This is a genomic window from Paenibacillus filicis, assembly GCF_038070315.1.
In the GTDB taxonomy this organism is placed as follows: domain Bacteria; phylum Bacillota; class Bacilli; order Paenibacillales; family NBRC-103111; genus Paenibacillus_G; species Paenibacillus_G filicis.
In genome coordinates this window covers 304,973-324,766 of record NZ_JBBPCC010000004.1, presented here as the reverse complement: position 1 = coordinate 324,766, position 19,794 = coordinate 304,973, and the positions used below count along the sequence as shown (strand labels likewise).

Annotated in this window: 16 protein-coding genes; 11 read left to right on the top strand and 5 right to left on the bottom strand. The window is 56.3% G+C overall.

Going from position 1 to position 19,794, the window contains the following annotated elements:
• Positions 1–22 precede the first annotated feature (22 nt).
• Positions 23–1,453 (bottom strand): cardiolipin synthase, encoded by a 1,431-nt coding sequence (gene cls, locus WMW72_RS09380; protein WP_341415192.1) that lies wholly within the window; start codon positions 1,451–1,453, stop codon positions 23–25.
• A 274-nt stretch (positions 1,454–1,727) separates the two neighbouring features.
• On the opposite strand from cls, the gene WMW72_RS09375 reads away from it, so the two are divergent.
• Genes WMW72_RS09375 through WMW72_RS09360 form a run of 4 tightly spaced genes read left to right on the top strand, consistent with a single transcriptional unit; the run spans position 1,728 to position 6,178 of the window.
• Complete coding sequence (locus WMW72_RS09375; protein ID WP_423227530.1) at positions 1,728–3,302, top strand: spore germination protein; 1,575 nt, start codon at positions 1,728–1,730, stop codon at positions 3,300–3,302.
• Entirely contained in the window at positions 3,302–4,477 is a 1,176-nt protein-coding gene (locus WMW72_RS09370) for a Ger(x)C family spore germination protein (protein WP_341415169.1), read from the top strand. Before WMW72_RS09375 ends, WMW72_RS09370 begins: the two co-directional genes overlap by 1 nt.
• Positions 4,474–4,710: a hypothetical protein gene (locus tag WMW72_RS09365; RefSeq protein ID WP_341415168.1), complete on the top strand. Its 237-nt coding sequence runs from the start codon at positions 4,474–4,476 to the stop codon at positions 4,708–4,710. The genes WMW72_RS09370 and WMW72_RS09365 overlap by 4 nt, the downstream gene beginning before the upstream one ends.
• 19 nt (positions 4,711–4,729) lie before the next feature.
• The gene (locus WMW72_RS09360; RefSeq protein ID WP_341415167.1) at positions 4,730–6,178 is read left to right on the top strand and encodes a GerAB/ArcD/ProY family transporter; all 1,449 of its coding nucleotides are present in this window, start codon (positions 4,730–4,732) and stop codon (positions 6,176–6,178) included.
• Here WMW72_RS09360 and WMW72_RS09355 read toward each other — a convergent pair.
• On the bottom strand, positions 6,175–6,564 hold the full coding sequence (locus WMW72_RS09355) for a hypothetical protein (RefSeq protein WP_341415166.1): 390 nt from the start codon (positions 6,562–6,564) through the stop codon (positions 6,175–6,177). The two genes, WMW72_RS09360 and WMW72_RS09355, sit on opposite strands and share 4 nt — an antisense overlap.
• A 116-nt stretch (positions 6,565–6,680) precedes the next feature.
• Here WMW72_RS09355 and WMW72_RS09350 point away from each other — a divergent pair, with 116 nt between their 5' ends.
• On the top strand, positions 6,681–7,703 hold the full coding sequence (locus WMW72_RS09350) for a peptidoglycan DD-metalloendopeptidase family protein (protein ID WP_341415165.1): 1,023 nt from the start codon (positions 6,681–6,683) through the stop codon (positions 7,701–7,703).
• Positions 7,704–7,807: 104 nt separating this feature from the next.
• Positions 7,808–8,611, top strand: coding sequence for an HAD family hydrolase (locus WMW72_RS09345; RefSeq protein WP_341415164.1), 804 nt, complete (start codon positions 7,808–7,810; stop codon positions 8,609–8,611).
• Here WMW72_RS09345 and WMW72_RS09340 read toward each other — a convergent pair.
• Positions 8,608–10,272 carry a DUF4153 domain-containing protein gene (locus tag WMW72_RS09340; protein WP_341415163.1) on the bottom strand — a complete coding sequence of 555 codons (1,665 nt, stop codon included), beginning with the start codon at positions 10,270–10,272 and terminating at the stop codon, positions 8,608–8,610. The two genes, WMW72_RS09345 and WMW72_RS09340, sit on opposite strands and share 4 nt — an antisense overlap.
• Complete coding sequence (locus tag WMW72_RS09335; protein WP_341415162.1) at positions 10,244–10,681, bottom strand: hypothetical protein; 438 nt, start codon at positions 10,679–10,681, stop codon at positions 10,244–10,246. The genes WMW72_RS09340 and WMW72_RS09335 overlap by 29 nt, the downstream gene beginning before the upstream one ends.
• A gap of 154 nt (positions 10,682–10,835) precedes the next feature.
• Here WMW72_RS09335 and WMW72_RS09330 point away from each other — a divergent pair, with 154 nt between their 5' ends.
• The 5 genes from WMW72_RS09330 (at position 10,836) to WMW72_RS09310 (ending at position 18,469) form a co-directional block, all read left to right on the top strand.
• On the top strand, positions 10,836–12,638 hold the full coding sequence (locus WMW72_RS09330; protein ID WP_341415161.1) for an ABC transporter substrate-binding protein: 1,803 nt from the start codon (positions 10,836–10,838) through the stop codon (positions 12,636–12,638).
• A gap of 60 nt (positions 12,639–12,698) precedes the next feature.
• Positions 12,699–13,211 (top strand): hypothetical protein, encoded by a 513-nt coding sequence (locus tag WMW72_RS09325; RefSeq protein WP_341415160.1) that lies wholly within the window; start codon positions 12,699–12,701, stop codon positions 13,209–13,211.
• 423 nt (positions 13,212–13,634) lie between these two features.
• Positions 13,635–15,470 carry a PAS domain S-box protein gene (locus tag WMW72_RS09320; protein ID WP_341415159.1) on the top strand — a complete coding sequence of 612 codons (1,836 nt, stop codon included), beginning with the start codon at positions 13,635–13,637 and terminating at the stop codon, positions 15,468–15,470.
• Between the two features lie 197 nt (positions 15,471–15,667).
• The gene (locus WMW72_RS09315; RefSeq protein WP_341415158.1) at positions 15,668–17,767 is read left to right on the top strand and encodes a methyl-accepting chemotaxis protein; all 2,100 of its coding nucleotides are present in this window, start codon (positions 15,668–15,670) and stop codon (positions 17,765–17,767) included.
• Between the two features lie 129 nt (positions 17,768–17,896).
• Complete coding sequence (locus WMW72_RS09310; protein WP_341415157.1) at positions 17,897–18,469, top strand: thymidine kinase; 573 nt, start codon at positions 17,897–17,899, stop codon at positions 18,467–18,469.
• 116 nt (positions 18,470–18,585) lie between these two features.
• On the opposite strand, the gene hisC is transcribed toward WMW72_RS09310, so the two are convergent.
• The gene (gene hisC, locus WMW72_RS09305; protein WP_341415156.1) at positions 18,586–19,737 is read right to left on the bottom strand and encodes a histidinol-phosphate transaminase; all 1,152 of its coding nucleotides are present in this window, start codon (positions 19,735–19,737) and stop codon (positions 18,586–18,588) included.
• Positions 19,738–19,794 lie beyond the last annotated feature (57 nt).

Genomic DNA, 19,794 nt, shown 5'->3' with positions numbered 1-19,794 from the left:
CAGCCAGAGGGGTGACTGCCTGTTACATTAACGGTGACAGCAGACGCCCTGCCACCTCCTTCAGCCGCTGGACCCTGGATCTCTTTTCGAATTGCTCCAGCTTCATCTCGCGGCTGTCCTTCAAGTCCTGCAGAAAGTCTGCTTCGATCCGATGCAGCGTCTCCTTGTCGAACAATACGGCATTGAGCTCAAAATTGCTGTAGAAGCTCCGCATATCCATATTGGCCGTTCCTACCGAAGCGAGCAGGTGGTCGATGAGCATGACCTTGGAATGGATAAACCCTTTCTGATAGGCATAAAACCGGACCCCGGCCTGCATCAGCTCTTCCATAAAGCTGAGCGAGGCGTAATGGACGATCTTGGAATCCGGCTTTCCCGGAACGATGATGCGTACGTCCACTCCGCTGACTGCAGCTGTCTTCAACCCCATGGAAATGCTCGGATCGGGGATGAAATAAGGAGTCGTGATATAAATGCGCTTCTTGGCCGTCGTGATGGCTCCGAAGTACATCTCCAGTACGGCATCCCAGTGCGCGTCCGGACCGCTGGACAGCACCTGGACCGGCTTCGTGCCGGTGCAATCATGCTCGGGGAACAGACATGAATCCGTCAGCCGCTGTCCGCTCGCAAAGTACCAGTCCGTGAGAAATGTATTTTGCAGCGCAAATACGGAATCCCCTTCCAGCTCCAGATGTGTATCGCGCCAGAAGCCGAGCTTGGGATTTCCTCCTACATATTCATTGCCGATGTTGATGCCGCCCAGGTAACCCTTCTTGCCGTCGGCGACGACGATCTTCCGGTGATTGCGATAATTAACCCGCTTGTCGAAGAAGGCGATCAAGACAGGAAGGAAGAGATACACCTCGCAACCGGCCTGCCTCATCTCCTTCACGAACCGCTCACTGAGCTGATAGCTGCCGATGCCGTCAAACAGGCAGCGTACGGTAACGCCCTCGCGCGCCTTGCGCATCAGCACCTCCTGAAATCTCCGCCCCTCCTCGTCATGCCGGATTGTATAGAACTCGAAATGAATGAATTGCTTGGCTTCCTCTATCGCAGAGAGCATGGCCGGGTAAGCTTCGGATGCATTGGACAGCACCCGTACTTCATTGCGCGTCGTGATCAGCGAGCCGGGAATGTTGTTGAGCAGGCCGAATAACCGCGATTCCGTGCGCCAGCCCCGTATACGGTCCTCATCAATGCCCAGCTCCTGCGGCTTCTGCCGCTTGCCGTACTCCCGAATATCGCCGATATACCGGCGGCCGACGCGTTTTACTTTTTTCCGTTGCTTATAATCCTTGGCCAGAAAGTAGTAAGCGGCAAAGCCGACGACCGGGATGATAAATAGAATGAACAGCCAGGCCATGGCCTTGGACGGGTGGCGGACCTCCACCAGCAGGATCGTCAAGATCTGCAGAATAAACAACACGAGCGCGATAACAAGCCATAGCAAACGATATTCCCCCTTGGCTGACAGAGCCTTCTTCATTCCTCCTTGCTAGCTTTGACCACTGTTGCCATACCTATTCCAATCTTGCTGTCTTGTCTATAGGGATCGGTTCGTTCAACAGAATTCTAAGGAAGCTGTCATAAAATTTGGTGGTCTGAGCCAAAATAGGCGGGACATGCCAGAAGCTAAGCACGAATCCGTGGATGCCGGAAGGGAGAGATGGCGGGACATGCTCAAGAATAGGAAAAACAGGCCTGAGAAGAGTCAGGAGCCTGCTATGCTTGACCGGGATTACCGGTTCATCGATGAGCTGCGCGCAGTTCCGATCTCCATGGAGCTCGACAACAACCAACAGTACCTGAAGGAGCTGTTCGACAACTGCTCGGACTTCGTCGTCCGTGAATTTAAGCTGCAGCAGAGCGAACGGGCCATCCTGTTCTTCGTCGACGGCATGGCCAATACCGAAGAAGTCAATGAAGCGATGAAAGCCTTGATGATTCTCGAAGGCGGAGAGCGCTTCGTCGATGAAATCTCGGCATCCGTGCTGCCCGTATCCCAGATCGAGAAAGTGGACAATTACGGCGACCTGCTCCTGTCCGTGCTTGGCGGCGATACTGGCCTCATCGTAGAGCACAATAACATGGCCCTGCTCATGGGGATGCGCGGCATGGAGAAACGCTCCATCAACGAGCCGGAAACCGAATCGGTCGTGCGGGGGCCGCGCGAAGGCTTTGTGGAAAATATACGCACCAACACGTCCATGATCCGGCGCAAGCTGAAGACGCCACATCTGAAGATGAAGCCCCTGGTCATCGGGCGGGAGAGCAATACCAATGTCGTCGTTACGTATCTGGATGACCTGGCTGATCCCGCCATGGTCGAGGAAGTGATGCGGAGGCTCCAGAAAATCAATATCGATGCCGTGCTGGAATCAGGCTATCTGGAGGAGTTTATCCAGGACTCAGCCTATTCCCCATTTCCGCAAGTGCAGTATACGGAGCGGCCGGATATGGTAGCCGCCGCTCTGCTGCAAGGACGCGTGGGCATTATTGTGGACGGGACGCCATTCGTTCTGCTGGTCCCGTTCATCTTCGCCGAAATCTTGCAGTCGAGTGAGGATTACTACGAGCGATTCCAGATCTCGACGCTGATCCGCTGGCTCCGGTATACGCTGTTATTCCTGTCCTTGCTGACACCGGGATTGTATGTGGCGATTACGACCTACCATCAGGATCTGCTGCCGACAACCCTGCTGCTGTCGATAGCCGCTGCGCGGGAAGCTATTCCCTTCCCTGCAGTCGTGGAGACGCTGATGATGGAGATCACCTTCGAGGCACTGCGTGAAGCCGGTATCCGATTGCCCAAGACCATCGGCTCGGCCGTATCCATTCTCGGAGCACTTGTCGTCGGCCAAGCATCCGTGCAGGCGGGAATCGTATCGGCCCCTATGGTCATCGTCGTCTCCATCACAGGGATCGCGTCCTTCACGATTCCCCGCTTCAACGGGGCGATTGCGATCCGGATGCTTCGCTTTCCCATCATCATTGCGGCTTCGCTGTTCGGCATCTATGGGATCATGACCGCCCTGCTGCTGATCATCGGCCACATGGCTAGCCTGCGGTCCTTCGGCATCCCTTATCTGTCGCCGCTGGCTCCGCTGTCGGGGACGGATCTGAAGGACATTCTCATCCGCGCCCCCTGGTGGGCGCTGAAAGAACGTCCTTCGTTCACCCCGGTACAGGACGGAAAGCGAATCAGTGACGAGCTGCCGGACGAAATCATGCACCAATCCGGCCAGCGCGGCCAGACTATTGCCCATGCCAGCGATGAGGACAACAAGGAGGAATCTTGATGACTGCGATCAGCCGCATCGGGCTGGCCGTAGCTGCCTTGCTTCTACTGGCAGGCTGCTGGGACCGGACCGAGATTAACGACGTGGCGTTCATTCTGTCGACGGGGATCGACCTGGAGAAGGACGGCAGCGTCCGCTATACCGTCATGCTTCCGCTGCCGGGCTCCATGGGAGGAGCTACCGGCGGCGGCGGCGGAACGGGCGGTGGCGGCGGCAAAAGCTATTACCTGGACTCCGAAACCGGCAAAACATACCGGGAAGCCCAGTCCAAGATGCAGAGACGCATGGCGCGCCGGATGGTTCTTGCCCATCGCCGCACCGTATTGATCGGTGAAGATTTCGCCCGGGACCAGGGTGTGATGGGCGTATTCGACGCAACTCCCCGCTCGCCGGAAAGCCGGATGACCACCTATTTTATCGTGACGGAGGGGAAGTCTTACGACCTGCTGCAGGCCACGCCCCAGTTCGAGCGCTTTCCCTCGGAGGCGATCCGGGAGCTGGCCAAGTCCAAGATGGTCATTGATATGAACCTCAAGGACTTCGCGCTGGCACTTACGCTGCCGGGAAGCGATCCGGTGGCCATCCATATGGGCGTGCGGGAGTCGCAGCAAAGCCTCAAAACCTCCAAAGAAGTGCAGATTCTAGGCTATAGTCAGTTCAAGAAAGATAAGCTGGTAGGCACTCTGGAAGGGCGGGCGGCTGCGGGCCTGACTTGGTTGAAGGCAGGCAGCATCAACATCGGCGCCACCCTGCTAGCCAAGGATCAGTACATCAATGTGCGGGTATTCGATACGGAAAGCCGGATTAAGGCGAACGTGGGAGACGATCAATTGAGCTTTGATATTGCGGTAAGCACTAAAGCGAAAATTGTAGAGAGCGGCGACTATTACGACTTCAGCCAACCGGGTAAAGTGACCGAGATTGAAGAGCTGTTGTCCGCCTATATTAAGAAGAGTATCGAGGAAACCCTGAAGCAGATGGTAGACAAAGAAACGGATTCCGCACAGCTCGGCAATTATATCTGGCAAGCCTACCCTCAGCACTGGGCCAATACCTATGAGAAGGTGTGGCCAAAACCGCTGAAGTCGGCCAAGTTCAATATTCAGGTCAATAGCATCCTGACGGAAACTGGACTGATCTACGACAATATTATCAAATCGGAGACCGGACTATGAGCAATAATGCGTTTCTGATCTGTTTCATCCTGCTGGCTATTCTGCTGCTGTTCACCAATATGAAGCACTGGACAAAGATGCCAAGGTCGATCCGGCGGTTTTATGTGTGTATGTACGTAGTTACCTTCGGCTTGTATACGGCGATGCTCTTCCACCTCCCTATTCCCATGCCGACCCGCATCTTTATTGAAAAGGTATCGCCCTGGGTGTATTCCATCATCCATTCCAAATAAGTAGAGGAGGAAGCGAATCATGTCAGCGAATACGCAAATCATCATCAGCCACCGTCAATTCGCTTGGCTCATCTGCTCGCTTCTCACGGGAGGAGGTCTGCTGAGTCTGCAGCATGAGCTGGTCCGAATCGCACAGCTGGATGCCTGGATGACCTACTTGCTGCCCACTCTCTATGCCTTGGCAATAGCCTTCGTGCTAACCAGGCTAGCCAATCGGTTTCCGCGCAAGCACCTGTTCGAGATTGTCAGCATCGTATTCGGGCGTTTTTTCGGCACCATTGTCAATCTGGTGATCCTGCTTCATCTCTGGCTCATTCTGATGCGCAACTTGAAGGCCTTCAATCAATTTATCGGCACGACCCTGCTGCCCAATACGCCGCCCGGCATCCTGGTCATGCTCTTCATGCTGCTGCTGATATTTTTCGGAAGAACGAGCATCGAGGTGGCAGCCCGGGTGAATGAATTGTTCTTCCCGTTCTTCTTCCTGCAAATCATCCTGTCTCCACTCGTGCTGTCCAACGAAGTGGACCGCCAGCTTATTACGCCCATCCTCACGCTGGACCTGAAGGATTACACCTTTGCCAGCATGCTGGGCATCGGATGGTTCGGCGATGTGCTCGTGGCGGGGGCATTCCTGCATACGCTGTGGAACGTCAAGCAGCTGCGCTCCGCCTTCCGCCACGGCATTATTTTGTCGGCTCTGCTGCTTAGTGTGTCGCTATTCATGCTGCTGATCGTACTGGGACCGATTATCCCCGGAAATATGGTCTATCCCAACTACAGCCTGGTTCAGCATATTCATATTACCGACTTTCTGGATCGGGTGGATCTGTTCATACTCAGCATCTGGTACCCGATCACCGGCTGCAAGATCATCATGATCTATCTCGCCTTTCTTACTGGCATCGCAAGTTTGTTCAAGCAGCGCGACTATACGGTCATCAACTCACCGATCAGTCTATTCCTGCTGCTGACGACCACACTGGCGTTCAAAAGCACGACGGAGGTGTTAAGCTTCGGCGAGCTCAGCTCCCCGGTTATCGTAGCCTGCTACCAGCCCTTGCTGCTGATCGGCCTGCTGGCCGGTTCGCTCCGGTTTCCGAAGCCCAAGCAGCAGGAGCAGAAAGGCAGGGAGCCGTCAGAGTCGCATGAGAATGAGGGAGATGAAGAAATATCCGGACAACACCCGGAGCGGACAAGAGGACGTTACGGGGCTACGACCTCCAAGAAGGTAGGCGGACGGTTGTCCCGGATTCCTGCCCCCGTCTGGACGGGGACGGGCAATGCGGCGCTGATCGTCTGTGTCGTGCTCTCCGCCGTAGGCCTGACGCTCGGGCCCTTATATTCCAAAGCAGGCACCGCTTGCGGGGCGGGCTACGCCTTCTTCCTGCTTGCTGCTTATCTGGTCTCGCACATGGAGATGAGGAAGGCGGCAGACTATAATCTGCGGCGCCCGTCCAGTCGCTAACGGGTAGGGCTGCTGTGTCTTTCCACGCTAATGATCTGGCCAAAAGGAATTAACATCCACAGATCCTCTTCCTCCTCCTCCCTGGTTACAAGCAATTCGACATAGTCGAGGCCGGTGTACAAGAGCTTCGCCCGGAACGTACCGGCATAGACCGTACGGACACTGGCGAACTCTCCCGCCGCCCGATGCGGAGTGCGGAGCAGGACGATCTCCTGAAGCGTGTGGGGGACAAAATATTGATGATTGACGCGCATGAAGCGCTTGCCTACCTTCTGCAATACGCCAGGCTCACTGGCAAAGCCAGGAGCTTGGATTGCCACCTCGTACCCGATGTGATGGGCAAGTCGCTCGTTTAAAGTCAAGCCGATAGTTCGCAAAAACGACAACGGAATCCCTCCAGTCCGATAGATCGGTTTGTTTCCAATCTATGTCGGTCCAGGCCGATTCTTGCTTATGACCATAGCAGAAATTCAGAAAGAGAAGTAGAAGGAAAGGAGTTATCATGAATCTCAAGTGGTTTCAAGACAGGCTGACCTTCGTCATCATTCCGGCTGCGGATCGTGGAGCCGTTCGCTTCAGGCTGTCCCGTGGGGCTGTATGCGGCATACTTCTGACGGCCCTTGTTGGTCTGGGCTGTGCGGCAGGTCTGGTCATTCATCATGTAAGCTCAGCCGCCTCCGTCTTCCGGTATACGACCGAGCTGAACGGAAGAGCCGCCAATCTGGAAGAGGACTTGCTCCGCAAAAGCCGCCGCATCGAAGAGCTGCAGCAGGAGGTAATCAGCTTGTCCAGACAGGCTGCCGAGGTCCGCAGCCGGATCGAGGCGGTGAAGAAGCTGGAGCACGAGCTCCGGCAGATGGAGCCTGGCACCGGTGAGCTTGACGGAGAGGAACAAGCCAGCGGGGCCTTCCCGCCTTCTGTCCTCCCCGTCTTCCTAGGGCAGGAGAGCCGAGTTACCCCAGCCGGACCAGAGAACGCGTTCCGGCTGGCGGCTGCGGCCAGTGGCAGCCTGACCTGGCTGAGGAGAGAGATGGGCAGCTTAGCCGAGGAGCTGGATGATGCCAGACGCAGGCTGCTGCTGAGACAGGAGCGGCTCCAGCATACGCCCAGCTTATGGCCGACTGTCTCTCGGGTAGTCACCTCGGCGTATGGCCCCCGCAAGGACCCCTTTACGAAAAAAAACAGCTTTCACCGCGGCATTGATATTGCCGGGAAGCTGGATGATCCGGTATTTGCCGCTGCGAGTGGGACCGTACAAGAAGTAGGCTATGACAATCTGCACGGCCACTATGTCATCGTCGAGCATTCCGGCGACCTGCGTACCTGGTATATGCATCTGAACAGCGCTTCCGTCAGCCGGGGGCAGCTTATCGCCAAAGGCGAGCCTATCGGAAGGCTGGGTACGACAGGCCGCAGCACCGGCCCTCATCTGCATTACGAGGTACAGCTGCAGGGGAAGAGCACCGATCCGCGCCGCTATTTGGATGCGGGACGCCCCTTCAAGCAGGCGGCTTCACCATCTTAACCAGCAGTGATTGCCAATCATTCCCTTTGCGGGTGCAGGGCCGCTCCGCTCCGTGCTATAATGTGGAGAAAATGCGACAGCGCAAGCGACAGGAGATACGCCCTATGACGAAACAAACGATCCTTTTTGATATGGATGATACTTTAATTTATTGCAATAAATTTTTTGATATGGTGATGGACCAGTTTGCGGATCAGATGGAGGCCTGGTTTCACGGGTACCATCTGTCCATCGAGGAAGTCAAGAAGAAACAGGCGGAGCTCGATCTGAGCCGGGTGCTCGTGAGCGGCTTCTCCCCCAGCCACTTTCCCGAATCGTTCGTGGAGACCTATGAATATTATTCCGACCTGACCGGACGGATCAAAAGCACCGCAGAGATCGAGCGTCTGACTGAGCTCGGATCCTCCGTTTACGGACATAGCATCGAACCGTATCCTTACATGGAAGAGACACTGCGTGCTCTGACCCTTGAAGGCCACGAGCTGCACCTGTATACGGGAGGCGACCCTGCGGTACAGATGCGTAAGGTCAAGGAAGCCGGCCTGGAGAGGTTCTTCCACGACCGGATTCATATCACCCGGCATAAAAATACGGAATTTCTGGAGGGTATCCTGACCTCCAGCGGACTGGACCGCTCCCGGACCTGGATGATCGGCAACTCGCTGCGCACGGATATCATTCCTGCCCTAACATGCGGCATTCATGCGATCTTCATGCCTGCGGAGCTGGAGTGGTCTTATAATCAGGTCGAGGTGGACGTGGAACCGGCCGGTGCGTACTTCACCCTCTCCTCCCTACATCTGATTCCCGAGGCGATCCGTAGCTACGTGGAAGCCAATCCGCAGGAGCCGGAAGCAGAAGGCGATACGTCATCCTCTGCCGCCCAGCCTGCTTCCGGCGACCGTTAAGAAACCGGCGCATCCGCCTTCAAGGCCTGACGAGCTCTCCACTTGGACCAGTTGAATTCGGTCCAGGATGGGGAGCTTTGCTGTCCTAGCATCTCACGGTGGCGCTGCAGCGCTTCCTCCGCAAGCTCTGGATTGCTCTTCTTCAAGGCTAGGATCGACGGCACCGCTCCGTAGCCGAGGGATGCCAGATATCCGGCATCCAGCTCACCGGTCCTCTCATAGCGCGCCGCATTGTTTCTGACGATCATCGCATCGATGCCTATGTAATTGATCAGTACGTAGGCAATGACGGCCGCTGCCGCATAGCTGCGAGCGAGAGGCAGTTGCTCCTTCCACAGCTTGACAAGGGCCAGCACGAACAGCACGAGTAGGAAAATCATGAACGCGTGCACGAGCAGCCGCGTCACCGTGTATCCGTAAGCCTCCTCATACATGGACAGACGGATATAGGCCGAGCTCAGCATGATTCCCGTGCACCCGACCAGCAGGGCCAGCAGAGCCCTGAGTCCGAGCCAAGCAGCCGCTGACGGACGCTTGACGCCGTAGAGCGCACCGACCAGCAACGTCAGATTGATCACAGTGGCCGTGACCAGCTCAGCGAACCCCCGCCGTGCATAAGACGCGTACGTGACGCCGTCCGGCAGCTCAGCCGTGCCTCCGCCGAAGAAATACGAGAACTGGACGAAGGCAAACAGCAGATAAACGGCATTCAGTAAGATCAGCACGGTCGCCGCGACCGTCGCATCGAGCTTACCCGAAGTGCCCGGGGGACGCACATCGGCTTGAGGCATGCCCGGGTCCCAGGCAGGGATACCGGGCTGTTCGCGACTCTCCTCCGGCAGCGTGTCGGACGGCGCCTCCTGCAATCCGGGTCTGCCCGACCTGCGATGGCGAACAGCCTGCGCGGAGCCTGGGGGATAAGCTGCACCCCCGGCACGCCCTTGTCCTCCCTCATACCTATCCGTATAAGAAACCTGCCACTGCTTGGGATTCAGCAAGCCGGCGATATAAGCGAAGATCCCCGTCATGATGAATACGACCCATAGGATACGGATGACCGCCTCCCCCATGTTCAAGTCATTCATCATCTCCGGCAGCCGGGCGAGCGAGCGGTTAAACATCGCATCCGCCGAAGCGAGCAGGCCGATTACAGCGGCCAGAATAGGTGCGGCCAGCAGCAGCCCAAGCACCACCTTGCCCACGGTGCGCGCACTCCCCTTGCCCAGCCCAGCTGACACCCACCCGGCTGCTAGCGTAATGGGCCGCGGCACATACATCAGCGTCTGTGCAATCGCCTGCTCCAGCATAGCTCCTACGATGCCGGAGCGTTTGTCCTTCCGGTAAGCTGCTGTCGTATGCAGGACGATCAGCAGCGGAATCGCTAATGCATTCAGCACGGTGAATACCGAGTTGGTATACAGCGCATAAGTAAGCGAGAGCAGTGCAATCGGCAGCAGCCAGATCGAGGCCGGTTCGGCACGCAGCCCTTGAATGCCGAGGCCTGTCATCCCATGCAGCAGCAAGTAAAAGGCGAGCACGAAGAGCGGGATCGATACTCCCCATTCTTTGTCGAAGAAGAACAGATAGTGCAGCAATCCGCAGATTAGAGAGCCGACCAGCAGCTTTCGCTCGCTATAGGAAGAGGCTAACGGCAACGTCATCGCGATTCCCCCCTGTCTGCTGGCCAAGCAGCCGATCACGCTGCGGCTTCACATCCCGCAGCAGCCCCAAGAGCTGCTGACCCATCGATCGCAGCGTACCCCTCTGCATAGGCAGCTCCGGCAGCCGTTCTCCGGTTCCGAGCCGGGCTTCGTACCGGGATAGCGTCTGGAGTCCCTGCAGCAACGCTGCAGGCACCGGGCCGTAAGCAGCCCACCCGCGGAGCATCTCCTTCCGACCGGCCCCGATTCCATCGAGCAGTGCAGCCCCCCGCAGCTTCGCGTACCCAAGCAGAGCCAGCCCCCACACGGTGTGCGCCAAGTCCTCCTTGGCCGACGCTGTCTCCAGCTCATGCTCGGCTTCCTTCAGCAACTGCTCCTCCCAAGATATCGTTAATCTTGCAATCGACATATGTATCGCCTCCCTGAATCGGTAGTTTTATCCTGATTGGGATAGACATGGTTGAAATGCCTATGCAATTATTGTAGCTTGCAAAATAGGAATAAAAGGCGTAAATTTTGAATCATGAATTTCGTATTTTACGAAAGCCGGGAGGAAGCCTTTCATGAAATTGTCCTCGCACTATATGCGCTTGCGCGAGCACTACCCTTATGCGATTCCGGACCAGGAGCTTACAGCCACGCTCGGCGAGCTGGCCGAGGCTCTCCAGTGCACACACCGGAATGCGCAGCTGCTGATGGGCAAGATGCAGCAGCTGGGCTGGGTGGAGTGGCGGCCCAAGCGGGGCCGCAGCAGCCGGTCCTCGCTGATCTTCCGCGCGCCGGCAGAGGATATTGCTCTGTCCATCGCCAAGGAGCTGGTCGAGCACAAGGACCTGAGAGGCGCTCTAGAGCAGCTCAGTCTCTTTTCCCCCGATAGCGCGGCCAAAGAATCGTTCCACCGCTGGCTGAGCGGACAATTCGGCTATACCAGCGAGGTTCAGGACAATAAACGGCTGGATATTCTGCGGTTCCCGCTAACCCAGCCTCTGCAATCGTTAGACCCCGCAACCATCCACTTCACCACCGAGGCTCATCTCGTTCACCAGCTTTTCGATCCGCTGGTCCGCTACAACCGGCTGACGCAGACAATCGAGCCGCATATTGCCCATGCCTGGGAGGTCAACTCCGACCGGACCGTCTGGACCTTCCATCTGAGAAAGGGCATTCTGTTCCATCACGGACGCGAGCTGGCAGCCGAGGACGTGAGTTATACCTTCGACCGGCTGCGCCTGCTGGCAGACGGTGCCCTATATAGCTGGGTTCACCGCCAGATCGAGCGGGTAGAAGCCGTCGACCCCATCACCGTCAGCGTCAGGTTGAAGGAGCAGAGTGAGCTGTTCCTGCAATTTGCCGGCACCAATCGCGCCTCCATCGTCCCGGCTGACCGCTGTGCGGAGCTCGGGGAAGCCTTCGCCTTATCCCCAGTAGGGACAGGCCCGTTCAAGCTGTCGCATCTGGACGAGACCATGTGCGTACTGGATGCGTTCGCGCCCTATTTCCAAGGCAGAGCCCATCTCGACCGTGTCGAGCTTTGGCATATCCCGAATCTGCAGCAGCAGGACTTCGACCGGACGCTCGGCAGCTTCCAGATGCTGCACAACTACCGGCTGCCGGACGAAGCCTCCGCCTCCTGGCAGCAAATTCAGCAGAAAGGGGCCACCTGCCGCTTCCTGACGTTCAACCTGCTCAAGCAGGGGCCTCTGCAGGACCCGGATGTGCGCGGGCTCGTCATGTCGGCGCTCGACCGGGGCAGGCTGCTGGCACGCATCGGCGGGGATGCCGTCGCTGCGGCTGACAGCTTCCTCACCTACAGGGAGACGACGGAGGCTGCTCCCGCGGCAGAGCCTTGTCAGTACGACCCGGAACGGCTCCGGCAGCTCGTCTCAAGCAGCACAGGCTACCGGGGAGAACGGCTTCGCTTGTGCACCATCATGCAGTATGCGGAAGATGCGCAGCATGTGCAGGCACTGCTTCAGGAGGCGGGCTTCGCCTGCGAGGTCAAGCTGCTCACCGCCCAGCAGTTCAAAAGCGAGCAGCGGCTCCATGCCGACCTGCTGTTGTTCTCCCTGATGCTGGATACCGATGCCGAGCTGCGCCTGTTCGACCTGTATACCAGCATGCAGCGGCATCTGGAGCCCTCGGTGAAGCAGGTCGTCGCCTCCCTGCTGCGGCAAATGCTGCTGGAGCCGTCCCAGACCGGACGAGCAGAGCTGCTGGCACGCATCGAGTCGCATCTGACGGCGAAGCGGGTGCTTTGCTTTCTGTACCAGAAACAGCTGAAGACGATCTACCATACGTCGGTGAAGGGGATCTCGCTGGATGCGCTGGACTGGGTGCAGTTCAAAAACATCTGGTTCCGGCCATAAGTCAAGCTGTCCGCGCATAGGCATGGTAAGAGCATGCCAGGCGAAAAGGAGCGGAGAACATTGGCCAAGACACCCTATTTCATTTATAAAAATGACAAATACGGCTTCACACTGCGGTTCCCCTCGTGGTGGAGGCGCTATTGTGTAGTCAGCAAGCAGAAGAGAGATCCGGACAGCGAATACGAGGTACACTTCCGCTTCAAGTATAAAGGCAAGGTGTATGACGATATTTTCGCCATTCTGGTCTACCGGATGACCAAGGCGGAATGGAAGCGGCTCTATGACGACTCACCCCTGACCTTTCTCGGTTATCGCGACGGACGGGTATTCGCTGCCCTGACTCCGGAAGAGCTCCCTTATGCCTTCGTGGACCCCAAAACGGGCGAGTACGATTACAAGAAATACGGGACCGCCATCGGACTGTTGAAACGTATGGTCAACAAGGATGTACCGAACGTGCTCCGATCATTCGCCTTCCCCCAGCTGCCTATGAGTATGCGCTCCCAGCCTCTCCGCTCCCGGCAGATTTGCGGCTGTCGGACGAAGAGACGCAGACGTAGACGCAGGCCCTGAGCCTGGTAGAGAATTTACCTGTGAGACGGCTTGCCCGGCCAGAGAGGAAGCCCTGCAGCGGACATCCTCCTCGGCCGGCTAGAAATAGCAGAATCATACCGTCTGCACCTGCCGTGTCCTTGCCTGCTTCCCCTCCTCCGCACAATTAAGGCAAATTGATGAACGCCGAAACCTCACTGGATATTTACTTTAAATTCTTAGATCTGGATATTACAAACACTTTAGGAATCCTCTCGCCATGCGGCTTTTTCTGTCCGCACCACTCGATTTTATCCTGCTTAATTCCCCCTTGCGGCCCCACGGACAGCTATTGTCCCGGTTCCTTCCATAAAATTTGTGACGATACTCATGCAAGCCAGCAGGGAAATGTAGATTTTTGACGAATGTTATTGGCAACTAGTAATTATTGGAGGAACCTCTGGCATGAATGACCGGATGCGCTCTGAGCTAATACCCGAACGACTGCTGCGCGAAAAAAGCGTCAGTCTGGAAGCCGTTCTTCAAGAACTGGCCCTCAAACATTTTACAAGCTCCCATGCAGGAGCCCTGTTGCTGGACACGGAATGTAACCTTGTCATGGCCGGGGACTCGCTCTCTAACCAGCTCGGATACGAACCCGAGGAGCTTCGAACGATGAATCTCCAGGCGCTGCTCCATCCTAGCGACCTGCTGATCGGCATGCACCACTTGAGCCAACTGCTTAGCGGCCAGCTTGCACGCTATGAGGCCGAAATGCGCTGGATCCGGGCTGACGGCACCGCCATCTGGATGAATGTCACGGCCTACGGGCTGTTCGGCAAAAAACATGCCCCCTCCTTCCTCTTCATGCAGACCCAAGATATTACGGAACGCAAAGCGCTGGAAGAACAATCCCGTGCGGCGCTGTTCCAGATGAGCTCGCTGATGGAGATGGTGAACGACGCTTATGTGATGTTCAACCGGGAAGGCGACTTTGTTTACGTCAACCGGTGCGCCGAGAAGCTGCTGAATCACAACCGGGACGAGCTGCTGGGCCACAACCTGCATACGGTGATGCCGGAATGGATCAACTCGGGCTTTTACAAGCATTGTATGCGCTCTCTTGAGGATGCTTCACCACTCTTCTTTCCCTATTACTTCCCGATGATGGGCAAGTGGGTTGATGTATCCTGCTATCCATCCAAGGTAGGGCTGTCGATATTCATGCGCGACATCTCACTCATCAGAGAACAAGAAGAAGCATTGAGAGCCGTCAAGCAGCAGCTTAATTCGATGATTGAGCACACGGCTGACAATATTTCGATCTTGGATACGGAATTCAGATTGGTCAGGGTAAATCGGGCCTTCTTGAAAACCTACGGCTACTCGGAAAAAGAGCTGCTGGGAGCACCTCCCCCCCATATACCGGACCAGCTGTGGATCGAAGCGGAGCTGCTGTTTCGCCAGGGGCTGCAGGGCAAGCAAATCTCCGACTTCGAAACGCGCCGGTTACGCAAGGATGGTACGATACTCGAGATGAGCTTAACCATCTCGCCCGTCGTTGGCTCGGACAATGAAATAACAGGCATCTGCATCATCGGACGCGACATTACCGAGCGCAAGAAAACAGAGGAGCTGCTCCGCAACTCCGAGAAGCTATCGGTAGCCGGCCAACTGGCCGCGGGTGTCGCCCATGAAATCCGCAACCCGCTTACCGCACTCAAGGGCTTTACCCAGTTCATGAAAGCAGGCGCTCAGTACAAGGATCATTACTTGGATATTATGATTTCGGAGCTTGACCGCATTGAACAAATCATCAACGAACTCCTCATCCTGGCCAAACCTCAAGCTGTCACTTTCCAGAAACGCCCGCTATCGCCCATACTCCATCATGTCCTGTCCCTACTCGAATCCCAGGCGAATATGTCCGGCATCGAATTTCATACGCGTATTGGCGACGACTTACCTGATGTGCACTGTGAAGAGAATCATCTGAAGCAGGTATTCATCAATATTCTGAAAAATGCTATGGAAGCCATGCATGCAGGAGGACGCATTGATATTTCCGCTGTGCAGTCGGGGCCGCATACGGTCTTCATCACGTTGGCCGACAACGGTCCGGGCATTCCGGCCGAAGTGCTCAGCCGGCTGGGCGAGCCGTTCTTCACGACCAAGCCAAGTGGTTCAGGTCTCGGTCTCATGATCAGTCAGAAGATTATGGCCGAGCATAACGGCAGGCTCCATATCGAAAGCGAGCTCGGGAAAGGAACGCTGGTACAAATCACCTTCCCGGTCTCCTGAGCATACTCGGTAAAAGCAAGCCTGACGTACGCCGTCAGGCTTCTTCGCTATGTTACAGCCAGCCTCCGGCTCTTCCAGTGGGCATTGATCAAATTTTAGTTAAGCCCTCAAAACCGAAGGTCTGAGTCTTCAAAACCCTGTGCACCATGTCGATATATGTCATATAAAGAAACAGAATGACAAGGGGGTCGGGACTAATGGCATGGTTTCGTCATTTAAAATTAGCGGTAAAGCTAAGCCTCTCCGTAGGGAGCGTTATGTTGCTCGTCTTGGCCGTACTCGTCGGCATGTCTTTGAAGCAGCTCTACGACGTAAGCATGAAGAAAGGGGAACTGGAGGCGCATGATACAGGGCAGGATTTCGTGCTCGATCTGGAGATTGAAACCACATCGGTTCAATCCGATCTCATGCTGCTATCGGAGATGCTGTTGAAAGCCCGCGAGCAAAAAAATTGGAACCGGGAGCAGGTTGTAGCTTTATTCAAGGACCATCTTGCCAGCCGGACGAACTTGTTCGGTCTGTACACCTTATGGGAGCCTAACCAATTCGACAATCAGGATAAGGCCTTTGTCCAAAAAAACCAATACAGCGACGCTTCAGGGCGTTTCTTGCCCTACGTGTTCCGCACCGGCTCGAATATCAGCGTCGAGCAGTTGAATGATTATGAGAAGGCTAACAGCTACTACACGCTCCCCAAGGCCAATAGGAAGCTGACGGTTCTCGAGCCGTATATCTATAAAGCCAACGGGCAGGAGCTGCTGCTGACCTCCATCGTCCTTCCCATCATAGACAAAAACGGGCAATTTCTAGGAATCGTCGGGGCTGATATGCTGCTGGATGAATTCCAGCAAAAGGTCAAGAAAGCCAGCAATGAAACGGCCTATGTCACCATCATCTCTAATCAGGGCACTTATATCGCACATGGTACCGACGATAAGAAAGTCAACGTCCCTTACGGGGACCGCCAGGAGAAAATCGATCTGCTGGAAGGCATGAAGAAAGGCGTCACGATGGCCTACTCTCTCAATCCTACCGGCCAGCCGGTCAACCGGACGTATGACAAGATCCAGTTCCAAGGAAGCGATCAGACCTGGTATGTCGAGACGGTAACGCTGAAGGAAGCCGTGTTATCCACCTACAACGAAGTGCTGCGTTCCTCTCTGATTCTGGCGGTCGTAGCGCTGATCGTTATGACGGTGATGATCTCCCTCGTCCTCCGTCTGCTCGTGACGCGCAACCTGAACGAAGCGAACCGGATGCTCGGGATTATGGCGTCCGGCGACTTTACGCATCAGATGGCAGTCCGCAGCCGTGATGAGTTCGGTCAGATGGCGGGGCACTTCAACCGGACGATCGAGTCTCAGCGCAAGATGCTGCAGATGGTTTCCGACTTATCCATGTCGGTCGGGGCAACAAGCGAACAGCTCGCAGCCAGCGCCGACCAGACCGGCCAGGCGGCGGAGACGATCGCCGAATCCGTGCAGAGCGTTGCGGCCGGGGCCGAGCAGCAGGGACAACAGGCGCTGGAGGCTTCCCGCGCGATGACCGAGATGGCCGTGGGCGTTGGTCGCGTGGCCGAATCCTCATCCGGCGTCACGGAGTCCATCCAGGATGTGGCCAAGCAGACGAAGACAGGGCGCGAGCGGATTGAGCAGGCTATCGGACAGATGACTGCCGTGCAGCAGATCTCCCGCCAGTCGGAGGAAGCGATCGAGCGGCTGCAGACCCGCTCCGTAGAGGTGGGTTCCATCATCGGGCTGATCTCGCAGATCAGCATGCAGACGAATCTGCTCGCGCTGAACGCAGGCATAGAGGCTGCGCGGGCCGGCGAGCATGGCCGGGGCTTCGCCGTCGTCGCTGGCGAAGTGCGTAAGCTGGCCGAGCAGACCAAGGAAGCGGCCGCCAAGGTTGAGGAGCTGCTGGAGGAAATTCGCAGCGATACGGAGAAAGCGGCAGCAGCCGTGCGCTCCGGTGCTGCAGAGATTGTGCTGGGCGTAGAATCGGTAACGGAAACGGGTCAAATCTTCGCTGTGATCTCGCAGGAGATGGAATCCGTGCAAGGCCAGATGGAAGAAGTATCAGCCGCTGCCGAGGAAATGTCCGCCGGCACGGAGCAGGTCACAGCAACAGTCGATGAGCTGGCCCGGATTGCCCAAGACGCGGCCGGTCATTCCCAAGGCGTTGCTGCTGCTTCCGAAGAACAGCTCGCATCGATGGAAGAGATTTCTTCGTCCTCGGCCGCTCTGAGCTCGATGGTCCAGGAGCTGCTGGATCAGTTCAGCCGGTTTAAAGTGTAAGGCATTCAGACGAAGCCCGGCCGATGAGCGGAATGCTCGGAGCGGCTGGGCTTCTGCCATTTCCGGTATGCCAGGTCTTCGAATTGTGGTATGATATTTGTCGGATTCTAACGAACGGGGTGACAGTCGATGGCCCAGCTATATTTCCGATACGGAGCCATGAACAGTGGCAAGTCCATTGAAATCTTGAAGGTAGCGCATAATTACGAGGAGCAAAACAAAGAGGTGCTGATGTTCACATCAGCCGTGGATAACCGCGACGCGGTAGGGTATGTCTCGTCCCGCATCGGCCTCCGCAGGGAAGCCATCCCGATCCATCCGGGTACGAATGTACTCGAGACGGTCCGGCAGCATCCCTCCAAGGTATCCTGTATTCTGGTGGACGAGGTGCAATTTCTCAGCAAGGAGCAGATTCTGCAGCTCGCTGAAATCGTCGATGAGCTGAATATCCCTGTCATGGGATTCGGCTTGAAGAACGACTTCCAGAACGAGCTGTTCGAGGGCAGCAAGTACATGCTGCTGTATGCGGATAAAATCGAAGAAATGAAAACGATCTGCTGGTTCTGCGAACGCAAAGCCACGATGAATTTGCGGGTGGACAGTCAAGGAAAGCCCGTGTACACCGGTGAGCAGATCCTTATCGGGGGCAATGACGAATATTACCCGGTATGCCGTAAATGCCATGCCCAGCCCAAGATCTAGGGCTCGCTCAGACAACAAAGCCAAAAACAACAAACCCGTTCTCCACACTGCAGTGGGAAACGGGTTTGTTTTGGGTTTGGGGTATGTTTATCGCTCCGCTGAGCGGATCGAACGGCTTAGGACGTCTCCTCCAGCACCTGGGTCAGGCAATCGATAAAGAACTTATTCTCCTCCTCTGTGCCGACCGACACACGGATATGCCGCTCAAGTCCCCAAGCACCCCCATAGCGGGTAATGACACCCTTGGCCATCAGCTCATGGTAGCGGCGCTCCGCCAGCTCGCCCAGCTCAACCAGCACGAAGTTGCTCAGGCTCTCCGCATAGTTCAGTCCAAGCTGCTCGAAAGCGGCGTAGAGCTGCTCCCTGCCTCTGGCATTAACTTCACGGGAAGCGGTCAAATGCTCGATATCGTAGATGGCTGCAGAAGCGGCCACCTGGGCGAGAGCGTTCACATTGAACGGTTCCTTCACCTGGAGAATACGGCGGATGACCGCCTCCGGTGCCGCTCCGAAGCCTACACGGATACCGGCAAGCCCATATGCCTTGGAGAAGGTCTGGAGCACCACCAGGGGCAATCCGGCTCTGACGAACTCCAAGCCATTCGTGTAATCATCAGCCGTCGTTGCAAAATGCGAATAGGCGGCGTCATACACGACGAGCGCCTGCGGCGGCAGCGCCCGGAGCAGACGCTCCAGATCGTTCTTCGCCAGATAAGTGCCTGTCGGGTTATTCGGGGAGCACAGCCAGACGAGCTTGGTCCTCTCCGTAATAGCAGCAAGCAAGGCGTCCGCCTCGTACTGGAAGCCTGGAGCGAGCGGTACGGCTACCAGCTGCGCATCCATCAGATGGGCGCCGAATTCATATTCGCTGAACGTCGGGGAGGGCACGACAATCTCATCTCCAGGGTCCAGGAACGTCTCCGACAGCAGAGTGATCAGCTCGTCCCCCCCATTGGTCACAATCAATTGGTCCGGCGACAGCTCCAGAGCTTGGGCCAGCGTTTCCCTTAAGCTGACCGCCTGGGCATCCGGATACCGGTGAAGATCAGGAAGCGCTGCTTCAATGGCGGCTATAGCCTTGGGAGAAGGACCGAGCGGATTCTCATTGGAAGCGAGCTTGACGACATGGTCCAGTCCCAGCTCCTGCTGCACCTCCCAGATCGGCTTGCCGGGCGAATAAGGCTTGAGACGGTCCAGCGTCTTCCGCGTCCGGCTATCGGCGATCCGGCCAACCGGTGAATTGGCGTTCGTTGATTCAATTGTTGACATGTTGAGTTCTCCCTTCATCTAGCAAAACTTTATTGCGATAACAAGATAATACTACAA

Excerpts from the sequence above, each read along its gene's own strand:
- WMW72_RS09340 (WP_341415163.1), bottom strand. The coding sequence starts at position 10,272 with ATGACGTTGCCGTTAGCCTCTTCCTATAGCGAGCGAAAGCTGCTGGTC.
- WMW72_RS09360 (WP_341415167.1), top strand. The coding sequence starts at position 4,730 with ATGTCAGCGAATACGCAAATCATCATCAGCCACCGTCAATTCGCTTGG.
- WMW72_RS09370 (WP_341415169.1), top strand. The coding sequence starts at position 3,302 with ATGACTGCGATCAGCCGCATCGGGCTGGCCGTAGCTGCCTTGCTTCTA.
- WMW72_RS09335 (WP_341415162.1), bottom strand. The coding sequence starts at position 10,681 with ATGTCGATTGCAAGATTAACGATATCTTGGGAGGAGCAGTTGCTGAAG.
- WMW72_RS09315 (WP_341415158.1), top strand. The coding sequence starts at position 15,668 with ATGGCATGGTTTCGTCATTTAAAATTAGCGGTAAAGCTAAGCCTCTCC.
- WMW72_RS09365 (WP_341415168.1), top strand. The coding sequence starts at position 4,474 with ATGAGCAATAATGCGTTTCTGATCTGTTTCATCCTGCTGGCTATTCTG.
- WMW72_RS09320 (WP_341415159.1), top strand. The coding sequence starts at position 13,635 with ATGAATGACCGGATGCGCTCTGAGCTAATACCCGAACGACTGCTGCGC.
- hisC (WP_341415156.1), bottom strand. The coding sequence starts at position 19,737 with ATGTCAACAATTGAATCAACGAACGCCAATTCACCGGTTGGCCGGATC.
- WMW72_RS09310 (WP_341415157.1), top strand. The coding sequence starts at position 17,897 with ATGGCCCAGCTATATTTCCGATACGGAGCCATGAACAGTGGCAAGTCC.
- WMW72_RS09350 (WP_341415165.1), top strand. The coding sequence starts at position 6,681 with ATGAATCTCAAGTGGTTTCAAGACAGGCTGACCTTCGTCATCATTCCG.
- WMW72_RS09330 (WP_341415161.1), top strand. The coding sequence starts at position 10,836 with ATGAAATTGTCCTCGCACTATATGCGCTTGCGCGAGCACTACCCTTAT.
- WMW72_RS09345 (WP_341415164.1), top strand. The coding sequence starts at position 7,808 with ATGACGAAACAAACGATCCTTTTTGATATGGATGATACTTTAATTTAT.
- WMW72_RS09375 (WP_423227530.1), top strand. The coding sequence starts at position 1,728 with ATGCTTGACCGGGATTACCGGTTCATCGATGAGCTGCGCGCAGTTCCG.